The organism is Mycolicibacterium sp. Y3, assembly GCF_051188035.1.
GTDB lineage: Bacteria > Actinomycetota > Actinomycetes > Mycobacteriales > Mycobacteriaceae > Mycobacterium > Mycobacterium fluoranthenivorans.
The window spans coordinates 4,604,063-4,619,530 of sequence record NZ_JAVQLT010000001.1 but is presented as its reverse complement, the minus strand read 5'-3'; the positions used below and the strand labels follow the sequence as shown (position 1 = coordinate 4,619,530).

Sequence of the window (15,468 nt, the reverse complement as noted above, 5' to 3'; positions counted from 1 at the left end):
CGCCGCCGGGGATCGGTTACGCCGTCGCAACCATGGAGTCCGTCCCGCCCATCAAACTGTCGATTGACAGAAATGATGCCGACTGGGGGGAGTCCGGTGAGCAGCGACGCCGGCACTGTTCTGATTGCCAACCGGGGTGAGGTCGCCGTCCGGTTGATCCGCGCCGCCCGCGCGCTGGATCTGCGGACCGTCGCGGTGTTCTCCGACGCCGACCGCGCGGCACCGCACGTGCGGATGGCGGATACCGCGGTCCGGCTGGGCCCGCCGGCTCCGTCGGAAAGCTACCTGCGGGTGGACGCGATCCTCGATGCCGCGCACACCACCGGCGCCGGGATGATCCACCCCGGCTACGGATTCCTTTCCGAGGACGCCGAATTCGCCGCCGCGGTGCAACATTGCGGTTTGGTGTTCGTCGGCCCGACACCCGAACAGCTGCGGGTGTTCGGGGCCAAGCACACCGCTCGGGCGGCCGCGGTGGCCGCGGGTGTCCCGGTATTCGCCGGGTCGGGACTGCTCGACGATGTCACCGCGGCGCTTGCCGCCGCTTCCGATATCGGCTACCCGGTGATGCTCAAGGCCACCGGTGGTGGCGGCGGTATCGGCATGCAGGTGTGCCGAGACGCGGCCGAATTGCGCGCCGCCTACGACCAGGTGTCGCGCCTGGCCGGGCGCAGCTTCGCCGCGGCCGGTGTGTTCGTCGAGCGGTACGTCGCCGACGCCCGTCACGTCGAGGTGCAGATCTTCGGCGACGGGACCGGGCGGGTGGTGTCCCTGGGGGACCGGGACTGCTCCCTGCAGCGGCGTAACCAGAAGGTGATCGAGGAGGCACCGGCCCCGGACCTGCCCGATGAGCTACGGGCCCAACTGCATTCGTCGTCGCGGGTGCTCGCCGCGGCGGTGTCCTACCGATCCGCCGGCACCGTGGAGTTCATCTACGACCCCCGAAGCCAGGAAGCGTCCTTCCTGGAAGTCAATGCCCGCCTCCAGGTCGAACACCCCGTCACCGAGGCGATCACCGGAATCGACCTGGCCGCGTGGATGTTCCGGCTGGCCCGCGGTGAACGCGATCTGTTGGACGGTCAGCCGTCCGCGATCCCGACGTCCGGCCACGCCGTCGAAGCCCGTATCTACGCCGAGGATCCGTCCCGGGAGTACCGCCCGAGCACCGGGACCCTCACCGCGGTGGCCTTTCCCGCCCGGGCCGGGATCAGGGTGGACACCTGGGTGGAACAGGGCACCGAGGTGTCGGCATCCTACGATCCCTTGCTGGCGAAGGTGATCGGCACCGCGCCCGATCGCGCGGCGGCCCTCGACATCCTCGACGCCGCCCTCGCCGACACCGTGCTGCACGGTATCGAGGTCAACATCGGCAGCGTGCGTGCCGCGCTCGGGCACGACGACGTGCGGGCGGTCCGGCACACCACGGCAACACTGGCGGCCGTGGCGGATCCACGCCCGCGGATCACGGTCGAACGGCCGGGGCTGCTCACCACCGTGCAGGACCTGCCCGGGCGGGTGGGGCGGTGGGATGTCGGTGTCCCGCCCAGTGGTCCGATGGACGACTTGTCCTTCCGGCTGGGTAACCGAGCCCTGGGAAACGCCGACGGGGCACCCGGATTGGAGTGCACCGCAACCGGTCCCGCGCTGCGCTTCACCCGGCCGACGACGGTGTGCGTCACCGGGGCGCACTGTCTGGTGACCATCGACGGGGTGCCGGCGCCGATGTGGGAACCCGTCGAGGTCCCGGCCGACGGGCTGCTCGACATCGGCGCGGCCGAGGTCGCGGGGCTGCGCACCTACGTGCTGTTCGCCGGTGGGCTGGACATCCCGCGCTACCTCGGCAGTGCGTCGACATTCACCCTGGGGCGCTTCGGCGGCCACGGCGGACGGCAGCTCGTCACCGGTGACGTGGTGCGCGTCGTCCCGCCGGCCGGCGCCGTGCCGTCCGCGCCGGTGCCGGCCGAACTGCGTCCCGCGATGCCCTCGGACTGGGAACTCGCGGTCACCGAAGGTCCGCACGCGGCACCGGAGTTCTTCACCCGCACCGATATCGACACCCTCTACACGGCCCGCTACCGGGTGCATTTCAATTCCGCCCGGACCGGCGTGCGCCTGGAAGGGCCCACCCCGCAGTGGGCGCGCGGCGACGGCGGCGAGGCCGGACTGCACCCGTCCAACATCCATGACACCGCCTACTCGGTCGGCGCACTGGATTTCACCGGTGACACCCCGATCCTGCTCGGCCCCGACGGTCCCAGCCTGGGCGGCTTTGTCTGCCCGGTGACGGTGATCTCGGCGCAGCGCTGGAAACTCGGGCAGCTACGCCCAGGGGATACCGTGCGATTCGTACCGGTCCGGGCCCAGGACGCGCCGTCGCGCACCGATATCGGCATCAACCGCGGCGCCACCGGCCCGGTGGCCCGCACCGGTGGCGACCGGGACGACGGCATCCTCGCCCGCCGCGCCCCGGGCGACGCACCGGCAGTGGTGTACCGGCGCAGCGGCGACGACAACGTGCTCGTCGAGTACGGCGAGATGGTGCTCGATCTGGGCCTGCGGGCTCGTGTGCATGCCCTGCACGGGCGACTGGCAGACGCGGTGCGCGACGGATCGGTCACCGGAATCGTCGACCTGACCCCGGGAATCCGTTCCCTGCAGGTGCATGTCGATCCGGACATCCTGCCCGTCACCCGGCTGCTCGGGCTGCTGCGCGAGCTCGAGGACGACCTGCCCGCCCTGTCGGATCTGGTGGTGCCCAGCCGTTCGGTGCGGCTCCCGCTGAGCTGGGACGACCCCGCGACCCGCGAGGCGATCGAACGCTATACCTCCGGGGTGCGCGATGACGCGCCGTGGTGCCCGTCGAATATCGAGTTCATCCGCCGGGTCAACGGTCTGGCGTCCCAGGCCGAGGTGATGGACATCGTGTTCGCCGCCGAGTACCTCACCCTCGGCCTCGGTGACGTGTATCTCGGTGCGCCGGTGGCCACTCCGCTGGACCCGCGGCACCGATTGGTGACCACCAAATACAATCCGGCCCGCACCTGGACCGCGGAGAACTCCGTGGGCATCGGCGGGGCCTACCTGTGCATCTACGGGATGGAGGGGCCGGGCGGCTACCAGTTCGTCGGCCGGACCACGCAGGTCTGGCGCCGCTATCCGCGCTCTGCCGATGAAAATCCCTGGCTTCTCAGGTTTTTCGACCGCATCTCGTGGTACCCCGTCAGCCCGGAGGAACTGCTGGACCTGCGGGCCGATATCGCCGCGGGCCGCGGCACCGTCGACATCACACCGGGCACCTTCTCACTGGCCGAGCATGAACGCTTCCTCGCCGAACACGCCGAGGACATCCAGCGGTTCCGGTCGGTGCAGACTGCGGCGTTCGCCGCCGAACGGGCCGCGTGGGCCGCGGCAGGGGAATTCGACCGGGCCGAGCGCGCCCAGTCGCGGGCCACGACGACCGCGGATGACCTGGTGCTCGACGATGCGGCGCACCGCGTGGACGCCCCGTTCTCCTCGAGTGTGTGGAAGGTCGATGTGGCGGTGGGGGAACGCGTCGTCGCGGGCCAGGCACTGGTGGCATTGGAGGCGATGAAGATGGAGACGGTGCTGACCGCACCGTCCGACGGGGTCGTCACGCATGTGTTGGTGGAGGCGGGGCATCAGGTGGAACCCGGGACACCGCTGGTGGTGGTCGGTCAGCTCTGAGCGTGCAGTTCGATCAGCTGCCGGCTGCGGTCCCGTAGCTCGGGTGTCGTCGCATCGCCGAGCACCCGCAGGCATGCGTCGGCCACGTGTACCGGCAGTTCGGAGCGCTCCGGGCCGTGCGGCACCGACCACATGTTGACCAGTGACTCGACCAGCCGGAACGGCAGATCGGCGGCGGCGGGGTGGACCCCGGTGCGGTCCAACACGGCCCGGCTCAGTGCCAGGTAGTGCAGCCGGAGGCGTTCCCGGTCCGACCAGAACGGCTCCAGACGAGCGTCGCGCAATTCGGGAAGCAGGTACAGCGCGCCCAGATTCCAACTCCCACTGAGCAGTTGATCGCCGTCGAACGCGGCGAGCGCGTGCAGGTGCTCGGCCGCGGTCAAGGCGGGCGTGGCGCCCAGCAGGGTCGGGATGAACGACAGTGTCGGTGTGACGGTCTGGCTCAGCAGAGCGCACAGGATGTCGTCCTTGGTCTTGAAATAGTGATACAGCGAGGCCTGCCGGATGCCGACCGACTCGGCGATACTGCGCGTGGATGTGCCCGCGTAACCCGTTGTGGTGAACAATTCGCTTGCCGCATCCAGGATTTCGTCGCGGGCCGTCATACCGGGGCGCCGCTGCGTCTGCAGTCGGGGCCGGCCTGCGCGGGTGAGCGGCATGGTCCCATCGTGACCCATGACCTACCCGATCGGTACGCACGAGCGTATCTGTCACACGACAGAAACGCGCGATACGCCTCGGTTACCTACGGCCCCGAATTGGTTACGCCAGCGACACCCACCGAGCCTGCTTGCCGTGAAAACTGTCAACTGACAGGCCAGCCATGGCACCGCGAACAACCCGGGAGAGCGCTCATGGGCATCGTCGGTTCCGCGGTCGATGTGGAGCAGGTGCACTCCGCGGCGCCGCCGAACGTTGATCCCGTCGCCGCCGTCGGCGACCTGCATGTCACCTTCCGCCGCAACGGCACCGACGTGCACGCGCTGCGCGGGGTCAGTCTGGCCGTGGCCCCCGGCGAGATCCTCGGACTGGTCGGCGAATCCGGCTCGGGGAAGAGCGTGCTGGGTTTCGGCCTGCTCGGGCTGCTGCCCCGGCAGGCCCGCGTCGACGGCACCATCTCGGTGGTCGGTTCGGACATGGTGCACGGCGACGCCAAGATGTTGCGCAAGGTGCGCCGGCTCGACCTCGGCGCAGTGTTCCAGGACCCGATGACCTCGCTGAACCCCACCATGCGGATCGGCAAGCAGGTCGCGGAGGCCGCGGGCAGCGAAGAGGAAGCGCTGCGCCTGTTGACGGCGGTGGGCATCCCGGAGCCGGCCCGGCGGATACGTTCCTATCCGCATGAGCTCTCCGGCGGCCTGCGCCAGCGGGTGATGATCGCCATCGCCATCGCGGGTGACCCCGAACTCATCATCGCCGACGAGCCCACCACCGCGCTCGATGTCACCGTGCAGGCTCAGGTGTTGACCCTGCTGCAGGGACTGCGCGACGAGATCGGCTGCAGCATCGTCTTCATCACCCACGACCTCGGCGTGGCCGCGCAGATCTCGGACCGCATCGCGGTGCTCTACGCGGGCCGCATCGCCGAGATCGGGCCGACCGCCGAGGTTCTGCAGGCGCCCGCCCATCCCTACACCCGCGGCCTGCTGCGCTCCCGGCTGACGCTGCAGACCGTGCGGGACCGGCGGCTGGCCGCGCTTCCGGGGTCGGTGCCGAGCCCCCTGGTGCCGCTGCCGGGATGCGCGTTCGCGCCCCGCTGCGAACTCACCACCGACGACTGCACGAAAACACCCCCGGATCCGATCTCGGTGGCTCCCGGGCGGGTCAGCGCGTGCCTGCTGCCGCCCGAGCGGCAGGCGGTGACCGAGGCCACCTCGGACGGCGGACCCTTTGCCGAACAAGCGGTTTCGCCGCCGGACGCCGAGCCGCCCTGCGCGATCGAACTCGCCGATGTCCTCAAGACCTTCGCGGTCGCCCGCCGTGGCAAGCTGCAGGCACTGCGCGGGGTCACCCTGCGGGTGGGGCACGGCGAATCGGTGGCACTGGTGGGGGAGAGCGGGTCGGGCAAGTCCACCCTGCTGCGCGTGATCGCCGGTCTGGAGAAGGCCACCTCCGGCACCGTGAAACTCGCCGGCGAGCAGCGACCGCAGATGGTCTTCCAGGATGCGGGCGCGTCGCTGACGCCGTGGCTGTCGGTCGGTGAACTCATCGCCGAGCGCCTGCGTGGCACGAAGATGTCCCGGTCGCAACGGCGCGAGGCCGTCATCGAGGTGCTCGAACGGGTCGGGCTGCCCGCCGAGGTGGCCACATCGCGAGCCGGTCAGCTCTCCGGCGGTCAGCGGCAACGGGTTTCACTGGCCCGGGCCACCGTCGTACCCCCTCCGGTGCTGCTGTGCGATGAGCCCACCAGCGCCCTGGACGTCTCGCTGGCCGCCTCGGTGCTCAACTTGATCGGCGACCTTCGCCGCAAGCTGGACATGTCCGTGGTGTTCGTGACGCACGACCTGTCGGTGGCCCGGGTGGTCGCCGACCGCATCGCGGTGATGTACCTCGGCCGAATCGTCGAAATCGGCCCTGCCGAGCAGGTCATCGGCGATCCAGCCCATCCCTACACTCGGGCGCTGGTCGACTCCATTCCCGACCTGGGCCGCGAATCACGCGTGCTGGCAGGCGAACCCGCCAGCCCGCTGTCACCACCGACCGGATGCGCGTTCCACCCGCGGTGTCCCATCTCCGTCGACGCCTGCAACGGTGACGAGCTCGACGTCCGCCTGGAAGGCTTCCCCGGCGATCCGCACCAGGTCGCCTGTATCGAACGGAAAGCGGTCTGATGGCCATCGCGATCTCTGCTCCCGGCCTGGTCCGCGGTGGCACGCGCTGGCGGCCGTCCCTGCCGCAGTCCCGGTCGGCGATCGTCAACTGGACCGGATTCGCCCTGGTGATCGTGGTGACCCTGGTGGTCATCGCGGTACCCCTGATCGCACCGCACGACCCGCTGACCCCGGTCGGTCTGCCCCTGCAGGCGCCGGGCAAGAACGGGTTTCTGCTCGGCACCGACAGCGTCGGCCGCGACATCTTCTCCCGGGTGCTCTACGGTGCCCGCTCGAGCTGGTTCGCCGCACTGGCGGTGGTGGCGCTGGGGCTGTTCCTCGGCGGGCTGGTCGGCCTCGTCGCCGGTGCCACCGGTGGCTGGGTGGACGCCACCCTGATGCGCATCACCGACGGCTTTCTGTCGTTGCCCGCACCCGTGCTGGCGATCGCGGTGGTGGCCGCACTCGGACCGGGTTTCCTGCACACGCTGATCGCGGTGTCCATCGTGTGGTGGCCGTTCTATGCCAGGCTGGTCCGCGGGGAGGTCGCTCGGCTGGCCGCCCGGCCACATGTGGAAGCGGCGAAACTGGCCGGTGTCAGCAGATTTCGGCTCGCCGGCCGGCACCTGCTGCCGGGTGCGGTACCGAACGCACTGGTGGCCGCCAGCCTCGATATCGGCACCCTGATTCTCACCCTGGCCGCGCTGTCCTTCCTCGGACTGGGCCAGGCGGCGCCGGCACCCGAACTGGGTGCCGACTCGGCCCGCAACCTCAGCTACTTCCTGCAGCAGTGGTGGATCCCGGTGATGCCCGGTCTCGGTGTCCTGGTGCTGGCGCTGGTCGCCAACATCGCCGGTGACTGTCTGCGCAACCTGATGAAGACGAGTTGACCATGAAGACCTTCATAGCCTCCCGGGTCGGTGCCATGGCGGCCATCCTGGTCGCCCTCACCGCGGTGCTGTTCGTGTTGCAGAACATCTCCCCGCTGGATCCGGTCAAGGCGCAGCTCGGGGCACAGGCCTCGGCCCAGGCCGTGGCGGCCCGCCGCGAAGCCCTGGGGCTGAACGACCCTGTCCTGGTGCAGTTCTGGCACTATCTGTCCGGCGCGGTGACCGGCGATCTGGGCACCTCCTACCGCACCCGGCACGCGGTGATGTCCGATCTCGGCTCGTTCTTCCCCGCCACTTTGGAACTGGCACTGAGCGGCTTGGTGATCGCGATCCTGCTCGCGGTGCTGCTGGCGTTCAGCACCACCCTGAAATGGCGGGGCGCAGGGGTGCTGCGGGCGGTGCTGTTCACCGGGTCGTCGGCCCCGATGTTCCTGCTCGGCATCGTCGGGCTGATCGTCTTCTACCAGACCCTCGGCTGGGTGCCCGCCAACGGCCGTATCGCGGTACCGAATCCACCCGACGGGCCCACCGGACTGCTCACGGTGGACGGTCTGCTGCACGCCCGGTTCGACGTCGTGGCCGACGCCGTGCACCACCTGATCCTGCCGGCGCTGGTCATCGCGATCGGCCCGGCCGTCGCGATCGGGCGGGTGCTGCGCAGCAGCCTGATGACCGATATCGACAGCGACTACGCCCGCACGGCCCGGGCCAAGGGCCTTTCCGAGGGCCGGATCATGGCCAGGCACGTGTTGCGCAACTCGGTGGGCGCAGCGCTGTCCATGACGGGATTGCAAGTCGGCCTGATGTTCTCCGGTGTGCTCGTGGTGGAGCAGGTGTTCGGTTGGCCCGGTATCGGTCAGTACATCGCCCAGAGCATCCCCGTCGCGGACTTCCCGGCGATCGCCGGAGTCACCCTGATGCTCGGTGCCCTCTACGTCTTCATCAACACGGCCGTGGACCTGCTCCAGGCCGCCGCAGATCCCCGTATCGCAGTCACAGGAGGTTAGGTGCCGAAACAACCACTCATCGTGGGAAATCCCGTGCTTGTCGTGGTCGACATGCAGGAGTCCGGCGATATGCCCGTCGAAGAGGTCGGTATCCCGCACATGGCCGGATACGCCGACCGGATCGGCCGGGCGCGGCAACTGATCGCCGGGGCGCGGGCGGCCGGCATCCCGATTGTGTTCTTCCAGGAAGTGCACCGTGCCAACGGGATCGACTTCGGCCGCGAACTCGACGGTGTCGAGGGTCCGCACTGTATCGACGGCCGGCCCGGCACGCCGCTGCATCCCGAGCTGCTGCCCGATCTCGACGGGCCCAACCGTGAGTTCCACATCGTGAAACGGCGCTACTCGGGTTTCATCGGCACCGAATTCGAGATCGTGCTGTCCGGTCTGAAGGCGGACACGTTGATCCTGATCGGCGGGCTCACCGACGTGTGCGTGCACTACACCTTCGCCGATGCGCACCAACGCGACTTCTACGTGCGCGTCGTCGAGGACTGTGTCGGCGGCTCCTCGGAGTATCGCCACGACGCGGCGCTGGATGCCATGGAGTACCTGCAGACCGGTGCGGTACGCACCACCGAGGAAATCCTCGACGCGTTTGCCGGATGTCGCCGCCAGAGCGGCTCCGGCGCCTCCCTGACCACCCCGGTACTCGAAGGAGCCGCACGATGAAGAAACTGCGCACCATGGTCGCCATCGGCGCGGCGACCGCCCTGATGCTGACCGCCTGCGGCGGATCGAATTCCGGCGGTAGCAGCACACCCAATGCCGCCCCCACCGACAAGGTGCTGCACCTGTCGTTCCTGCAGGACCCGGGCCAGCCACCGGACCCCGACATCTACTACGCGGGGCAGGGTCTGCTGCTGACCACCAACACCTATGAAGGGTTGCTGCAGTACAAGAGCGGTACCGACAAGGCCGAATTGCAACCGCTGCTGGCCACCGAATGGACGGCCTCGCCGGATAACAAGGTGTTCACGTTCAAACTGCGCGAAGGGGTGAAGTTCCACGACGGCACGCCGTTCACCTCGGCTGCAGTCAAGGCATCGTTCGACCGACGGGCGGCGGTCAATCAAGGACCGGCCTACATGGTCTCCGATATCGATTCGGTGACCACGCAAGGTGATTACGGTGTCACCGTCACGCTCAAGGCACCCAACTCGGCGTTCTTGGATTACCTCGCCTGCCCATACGGGCCGCGGATGCTGAGCCCCGAGGGCCTGAAGAAGAACGCGGGCACCGACAACGCCCAGGGCTATCTGACCAATCACGACCTGGGCACCGGCCCGTACACGCTGACCGCCGCCGAGGTGGGCTCGAAGTACGAGCTGACCGCGTTCGGTGACTACTGGGGCACCAAGCCCTATTTCGAGAAGGTCGAGCTCCCGGTCATCACCGACGTGTCGGCCCAGCAACTGCAGTTCAACAACGGGCAGTTGGCGGCGATCCTGCACGACCTACCGTCCTCGGCGGTGCAGTCCTACCTGGACAACAAGTCGTTCGCGAACTACTCGCTGCCGACGATGATGTCGAACTTCGTCTACATCAATCCCAAGAAGGGCATGATGGCCGACGTCAAGAATCGCAACGCGGTGATGCAGGCCATCGACGTCGACGAACTGGTGAAGCAGACCTACTTCGGGCGCGGTAAGAAGGCCGAGCAGATCTACCCGGCGAACATGATGGCCCCCGAGTTCGGCAAGCAGTCGGTGCCCCATGATCCGTCGGTGCTGACCGGTATCGCCGGTAGTCTGCCCGCCGACCAGAAGTCGGTCACGATCGGGTACGACTCGTCCAACCCGGACAACCAGCTGATCAGCAACCTGATCCAGACCCAGTTGGCCGCAGCCGGTTTGAACGCCAAGGTGCAGGCCTACCCCACCTCGGAGATCTACGGCTGGGTCGGCGGTGACGGGCAGGCGGCACCGGAGATCATGACCTACCTCGGCTGGCCGGACGCCCCGTCGCCGTACACCTGGGGTCATATTTCCTGGGATGCCGACGGCGGACTGAACTTCTTCGGATGCTCGTCGCCGGGAATCAAGGATGCGCTGGCCAAGGGGCTGCCGACCGGCTCGGACGCCGACTTCTCCACAGCCGGTGAGGAAGCGGTCAAGACCGGTTGCTGGCTGAACGTCGCGAACGTCAACGACTTCATGGTGGCGCAGCCGTGGCTCAAGGGTGTCGAGCAGGCGCACGTGGTGACCGATCCGAACACCCTGCGGCTGGCCGCACTGTCGGTGGGCTGATGGCCACGCTGGTCCGCAAGAGCGGGGTGCGCCGGATCATCCTGCTGACGCTGGGTTGGGAGGAACTGCCGAAGTCGGTGTCGGTGTACGGCGCCCCGCCCGAGGAACGGATGCGCGAACCGGTGCCCGGTGTGCTGTTGCAGACCGACGGTGGGTGGGTGTTGCTGGACACCGGTTTCAACACCGCGCTGGTGCGGGACCCGGCGCTGTACCGGCGGTTCTTCCCTACGGTGGAGTACCGCCCGGTGCTGCCCGGGCCCGGCGAGCCGATCGAGCAGCGCCTCGCCGAGGTCGGGGTGGATTTCGATGCCATCCACACCGTCGCAGTCAGCCACCTGCACCATGACCATGCGGGCGGGCTGAAGTTGTTCGCCGGCAAGGTGCCGGTGCACGCCCAGCGTCGGGAACTCGAGTACGGCCTGTCGAATCATCCGGAACCGGAACGCCATGCGATCGTGCGGGTGGACTTCGACGACCCCAACATCGAGTGGCGCCTGGCCGACGGCGAGGCCGAGATCGCCCCCGGTATCACCGCCGTGCCGACCTACGGGCATACCCCGGGGCATCAGAGCTTCGTGGTGGAGCTCGACGAGTCGGTGGGTGGTGACGGTTTCGTGTTTGCGTTCGACGCCGCCGATCTCACCGAGAACATCGAGCACGAACTGGCCATCGGTGGATTCATCGATGTCGATCCGCAGGACACCGTCGAGCCGATCCGCAGGCTCAAGAGGCTGGCCGCCGACAAGGGCTACCAGCTGATCCCCGGCCACGATCCGCACGTGTGGCCCGAGCTCACCCAGCATTTCCACGACAGGTTCGGGCCGGTCGGAAGGTGAGGGAGTGCGTCCTGCGCGCGGACCGGGTGCTCATCGACGGGCACCTGGTCCCGGCGTCGGTCGGGATCGCCGGCGGGCAGATCGCCCGCATCGATGCCCTCGACGCAGATCATTCGGCGGCACAGGACATCCGGCTGCCGCACGATGCGGTGCTGCTGCCGGGATTCGTCGACACCCACGTGCACATCAACGATCCCGGCACCGACTGGGAGGGCTTCGCCAGTGCCACCGCGGCCGCCGCCGCGGGCGGTATCACCACACTTGTCGATATGCCGCTGGACTCCGACCCGGTGACCACCAGCGTGTCCGCCTTGAACCTCAAAAAGGCGGCCGCGGAGGGCAACTGCCTTGTCGACATCGGGTTCTGGGGTGGTGTCGTCCCGGACAACCTGGACCGACTCGCCTCGCTGGTGCAGGCCGGCGTGCGGGGTTTCAAGTGTTTTCTCGCCGACTCGGGCAACCCGGACTTCGGCCACCTGAGTCCCGCGCAGTTCCGTGCCGCCATGGCCCGCATCGCCGACCTGGGCTCGCTGCTGCTGGTGCACGCCGAGAGTCATGCGGTGATCGACGCCGGCCCCCGCCCGGTCGGTCGTTCCTACCGATCGTTCCTGGCGTCACGACCCGATGCCGCCGAGGAGGACGCGGTCGGCCTCGTCGTCGAGACCGCGCGCGAGACCGGAGCCCGGGCGCATATCGTGCACGTCTCCAGCGCCCACGTGGTGCCTATGGTGGCCGAAGCCAAAGCCGAAGGCTTGGCCCTCACCGCCGAAACCTGTCCGCATTACCTGACTTTCGATGCCGAGACGGTGCCCGACGGCGGCACCGAGTTCGCCGTGTGCCCGCCGATCCGCGACGGTGCCAATCGCGAACTGCTGTGGTCGGCGCTGGCGGACGGACCCTTGGACCTGGTGGTGTCGGATCATTCGCCGTGCGCCCCGCGCGATAAGGCGGCCGGAGATTTCGGACGCGCCTTCGGCGGTATCAGCTCGTTGCAGCTCGGTCCGCGGGCGGTGTGGACCGAGGCCGCCCGACGCGGTTTCGGGATCGCCGAGGTGAGCCGGTGGATGTCGCAGCGGCCCGCCGCACTGGCCGGATACGCCGACCGGGGCCGGATCGAGGTGGGCCTGCGGGCCGACCTGTGTGCCTTCGACCCCGACGCGTACGAGACGGTGCACGCCGGCGCACTGCGGCACCGGCACCCGGTGAGCCCGTATGAGGGTGTCAGTCTGCGGGGTGCGGTGTTACAGACGTGGGTGGCCGGTGTACCGGCCCTGACTCGGATAGGAGAGCCGGTGTGAGAATCCTGGTGCTCAATCCCTCTCTATCTGTCGGCGGTCGGGGTGATGGATGTCGTGACGCGGTCGATCCGCGCAGCCACTGGCCGCTCTCGGGATCGTTGAACCTGTGACCGACGTGGATCTCGCCTCCCGCGTCGTCGGTGGCAGTGTGGTGGCCGCCAGCGACGAATCCTTCGGGTTCAAGGAGCGGCTCGTCGACCCGTCCGAACCCGCCTTCGTGCCGGGCACCTATGACCTGCGTGGTGAAGTGGTCGACGGGTGGGAGACCCGCCGGCACGCCGGGCCCGGCGGTGACTGGGTGATCATCCGGCTGGGCGCGCCCGGTCGCCTGCACACCGTGGACGTCGATACCCGATTCTTCTCCGGAAACCATCCGACCGCCTGCGCGGTGGACGCGTGTGCCCTGGACCGCACCGATGATCCGGCCGGACCTGCGGTGGTCTGGACGCCGGTGGTGGAAACGACGGCGCTCAAAGCGGATTCGCACAACCTGCTGGCCGTGACGGATCGGCGCCGGTGGACGCACCTGCGGCTGCGACTGCGGTCCGACGGCGGTGTCGCCCGGTTACGCGCCTACGGCGAGGTGGTGCCGGACCCGGCGTTGTGGGCCGATGTCACCGTCGAGGTGTCCGGCCTGGAGCAGGGTGGGTGCGTCGAATGGTGCAGCGACAGTTTCTATTCCAGCGCCGCCTCGCTGGTCGCCCCGAACCGGCCGCACAATATGGGCGACGGCTGGGAGACCCGCAGGCGCCGCGATATCGGGCCCGAAACCCATGATGCGGTGATCATCTCCTTCGCGGTACCGGCCGACCTCCGGCAGATCGAGGTCGACACGTCGTACTTCGTGTTCAACGCGAGTCCAGAGGTGTCGGTGTTGGGTAGCCGGTGTACACCCGATCGTGAACACGGCTGGGGGCTGGTCGCATTCGACGTGCCGGTGCTGTCGCGCACCCGGTTGATCCCCGACGCCCGGCAGGTGTTCTGCGTCGACGTGCCCGCCGTGACGGCGCTGCGGGTGCAGGCCTACCCGGACGGCGGAATCGCCCGGGTACGGGCGTTCGGTGTGCCCACCGCCGACGGACTGCGCACTCTGCGGGATCGATGGGAGGAAAGTTCGTGACGGTCCTGATGACCGACTGCGTCGGGCTGTGGCGGCGCACCCTGCTGATCGAGCCGGACGGCACCCGCAACACCGAACCCGGTGTGCTGTGGCTACAGGGCCCGACGGCCTATGTCGACTCGCGTGGCTTCGCGGGCACCCTGCACCAGAACGGCGACATCTTCGAATGGCACCGCGCCATCGACGTGCAACCCCCGGGGCCGTTCCCGGATGCGGGCGTGATGACGTGGGACGGCGACACCCTCATCGAAACCGGTGTGCACGAGGACTACGTCGAGCACTGGGTCCGTGATCCGGGCGCGGCCACCCCGGCCGGAGCGCTGCACCTGTCCGGGCCCGACGGGGCGCAGGCGCTGCTGGTTCGTGCCGGTGCACTGTTCGGCTGGGCCGACCGCACCCAGGTGGTCATCGGTGCCGACCACCGGGCCCTCGGAATCGTCATATCCGGCAAGGACATCCAGGCCAACGGCGTGCGCTGGACAGTGGAGAAATCGGAAGGGAACGTGGATTCATGAGTGGCGTCACGTCATTCACATCGGTGCCCGTCATCGATATCAGTGGGTTGTACTCACCGGAGCGCACCGAGCAGGAGCGGGTGGCCGCCGAGATCGGCCGGGCGGCAGCGGAGGTCGGCTTCTTCTACATCAGCGGCACCGGTATCGACGAGTCGCTGTTCGAGCAGATGCTGGCTGCGGTCAAGGAGTTCTTCGCGCTGCCGGTGGAAGAGAAGATGCGCAACTACATCGGGCTGTCCCGGTGTCACCGCGGCTATGTGCCCGTCGGTGAGGAAGGACTGGAGGGCACCACCCCGGATCTGAAGGAGGCGTTCGACACCGCGCTGGACCTGCCCGCCGACGATCCGGATTACCTGGCCGGCAATCCGATGCTGGGCCCCAACGCCTGGCCGGCACTGCCTGGTTTCGCCGAGGCGGTCACCGCCTACTACCAGGCGCTGCTGGGAGTGGGGCAGCGGCTGCTGTGGGCGTTCGCGGTCGCGCTCGGTGAGGATCCCGAGGTGTTCTCCCGGCACGCCACCAAGACCCCGAGCCAGTTACGCCTCATCCATTACCCGCACAATCCGGATGCGAAGGACAGCATCGGGATCGGTGCCCATACCGACTACGAGTGCTTCACCCTGCTCAAACCGACCGCCCCCGGACTGGAGGTGCTCAACGGGGCGGGCGAATGGATCGACGTCCCACCGGTGGCGGGGGCCTTCGTCGTCAACATCGGTGACCTGCTGGAGCTGTGGACCAACGGCGCGTTCGTGGCCACCAGCCACCGCGTCCGCAAGGTCGCCGAAGAGCGCTACTCGTTCCCGTTGTTCTTCAACGTCGACTACCACACCGAGGTCAAACCGCTGCCGCAGTTCGCTTCCGCGGATGCCAAGTCCCGCCCGACATTGCGGGCCGGGGAGCACCTGTTCGCGCAGACCGCGCAGACCTTCGCCTATCTGCGGCGCCGGATCGAGACCGGGGAGCTGGTGCTGCCCGAGGGCTCGCTGGGCCTGGGTCAGTTCGGCCAGCAGGCGTTGCAGGGCGTCGAATGACCCG

The 15,468-nt window shown here is 68.5% G+C and carries 12 protein-coding genes; 11 read left to right on the top strand and 1 reads right to left on the bottom strand.

The window, feature by feature from the left end:
* The first annotated feature begins 96 nt into the window (after positions 1-96).
* Positions 97-3,705, top strand: a complete 3,609-nt coding sequence (uca, locus tag QN239_RS22575; RefSeq protein ID WP_499013743.1) for an urea carboxylase — start codon at positions 97-99, stop codon at positions 3,703-3,705.
* On the opposite strand, the gene QN239_RS22570 is transcribed toward uca, so the two are convergent.
* On the bottom strand, positions 3,696-4,364 hold the full coding sequence (locus tag QN239_RS22570; RefSeq protein ID WP_499013742.1) for a TetR/AcrR family transcriptional regulator: 669 nt from the start codon (positions 4,362-4,364) through the stop codon (positions 3,696-3,698). The genes uca and QN239_RS22570 overlap by 10 nt on opposite strands.
* 195 nt (positions 4,365-4,559) lie before the next feature.
* Between QN239_RS22570 and QN239_RS22565 the strand changes: the two genes are divergently transcribed.
* From QN239_RS22565 to QN239_RS22520, 10 genes are all read left to right on the top strand, one after another.
* Complete coding sequence (locus QN239_RS22565; RefSeq protein ID WP_499013739.1) at positions 4,560-6,536, top strand: ABC transporter ATP-binding protein; 1,977 nt, start codon at positions 4,560-4,562, stop codon at positions 6,534-6,536.
* Positions 6,536-7,405 (top strand): ABC transporter permease, encoded by an 870-nt coding sequence (locus QN239_RS22560; protein WP_499013736.1) that lies wholly within the window; start codon positions 6,536-6,538, stop codon positions 7,403-7,405. Before QN239_RS22565 ends, QN239_RS22560 begins: the two co-directional genes overlap by 1 nt.
* Positions 7,406-7,407: 2 nt before the next feature.
* Positions 7,408-8,412: an ABC transporter permease gene (locus QN239_RS22555; RefSeq protein WP_090357068.1), complete on the top strand. Its 1,005-nt coding sequence runs from the start codon at positions 7,408-7,410 to the stop codon at positions 8,410-8,412.
* Complete coding sequence (locus QN239_RS22550) at positions 8,413-9,084, top strand: cysteine hydrolase family protein (protein ID WP_499013733.1); 672 nt, start codon at positions 8,413-8,415, stop codon at positions 9,082-9,084.
* Positions 9,081-10,661, top strand: coding sequence for an ABC transporter substrate-binding protein (locus QN239_RS22545; protein ID WP_499013730.1), 1,581 nt, complete (start codon positions 9,081-9,083; stop codon positions 10,659-10,661). The genes QN239_RS22550 and QN239_RS22545 overlap by 4 nt, the downstream gene beginning before the upstream one ends.
* Positions 10,661-11,497: an N-acyl homoserine lactonase family protein gene (locus tag QN239_RS22540; protein ID WP_499013728.1), complete on the top strand. Its 837-nt coding sequence runs from the start codon at positions 10,661-10,663 to the stop codon at positions 11,495-11,497. The genes QN239_RS22545 and QN239_RS22540 overlap by 1 nt, the downstream gene beginning before the upstream one ends.
* A complete protein-coding gene (allB, locus tag QN239_RS22535; RefSeq protein WP_499013726.1) occupies positions 11,494-12,795 on the top strand; it encodes an allantoinase AllB in 1,302 nt (433 codons plus the stop codon). Before QN239_RS22540 ends, allB begins: the two co-directional genes overlap by 4 nt.
* A 106-nt stretch (positions 12,796-12,901) precedes the next feature.
* The gene (alc, locus tag QN239_RS22530) at positions 12,902-13,915 is read left to right on the top strand and encodes an allantoicase (RefSeq protein ID WP_499013724.1); all 1,014 of its coding nucleotides are present in this window, start codon (positions 12,902-12,904) and stop codon (positions 13,913-13,915) included.
* Complete coding sequence (locus tag QN239_RS22525) at positions 13,912-14,430, top strand: hypothetical protein (RefSeq protein WP_499013721.1); 519 nt, start codon at positions 13,912-13,914, stop codon at positions 14,428-14,430. The genes alc and QN239_RS22525 overlap by 4 nt, the downstream gene beginning before the upstream one ends.
* A complete protein-coding gene (locus QN239_RS22520) occupies positions 14,427-15,464 on the top strand; it encodes an isopenicillin N synthase family dioxygenase (protein WP_090357052.1) in 1,038 nt (345 codons plus the stop codon). Before QN239_RS22525 ends, QN239_RS22520 begins: the two co-directional genes overlap by 4 nt.
* Positions 15,465-15,468: the final 4 nt, after the last annotated feature.

Bases quoted from the DNA above. Each gene is read 5' to 3' on its own strand.
- QN239_RS22570 (WP_499013742.1), bottom strand. From the start codon at position 4,364: ATGCCGCTCACCCGCGCAGGCCGGCCCCGACTGCAGACGCAGCGGCGC.
- QN239_RS22565 (WP_499013739.1), top strand. From the start codon at position 4,560: ATGGGCATCGTCGGTTCCGCGGTCGATGTGGAGCAGGTGCACTCCGCG.
- QN239_RS22560 (WP_499013736.1), top strand. From the start codon at position 6,536: ATGGCCATCGCGATCTCTGCTCCCGGCCTGGTCCGCGGTGGCACGCGC.
- QN239_RS22555 (WP_090357068.1), top strand. From the start codon at position 7,408: ATGAAGACCTTCATAGCCTCCCGGGTCGGTGCCATGGCGGCCATCCTG.
- QN239_RS22545 (WP_499013730.1), top strand. From the start codon at position 9,081: ATGAAGAAACTGCGCACCATGGTCGCCATCGGCGCGGCGACCGCCCTG.
- QN239_RS22540 (WP_499013728.1), top strand. From the start codon at position 10,661: ATGGCCACGCTGGTCCGCAAGAGCGGGGTGCGCCGGATCATCCTGCTG.
- QN239_RS22520 (WP_090357052.1), top strand. From the start codon at position 14,427: ATGAGTGGCGTCACGTCATTCACATCGGTGCCCGTCATCGATATCAGT.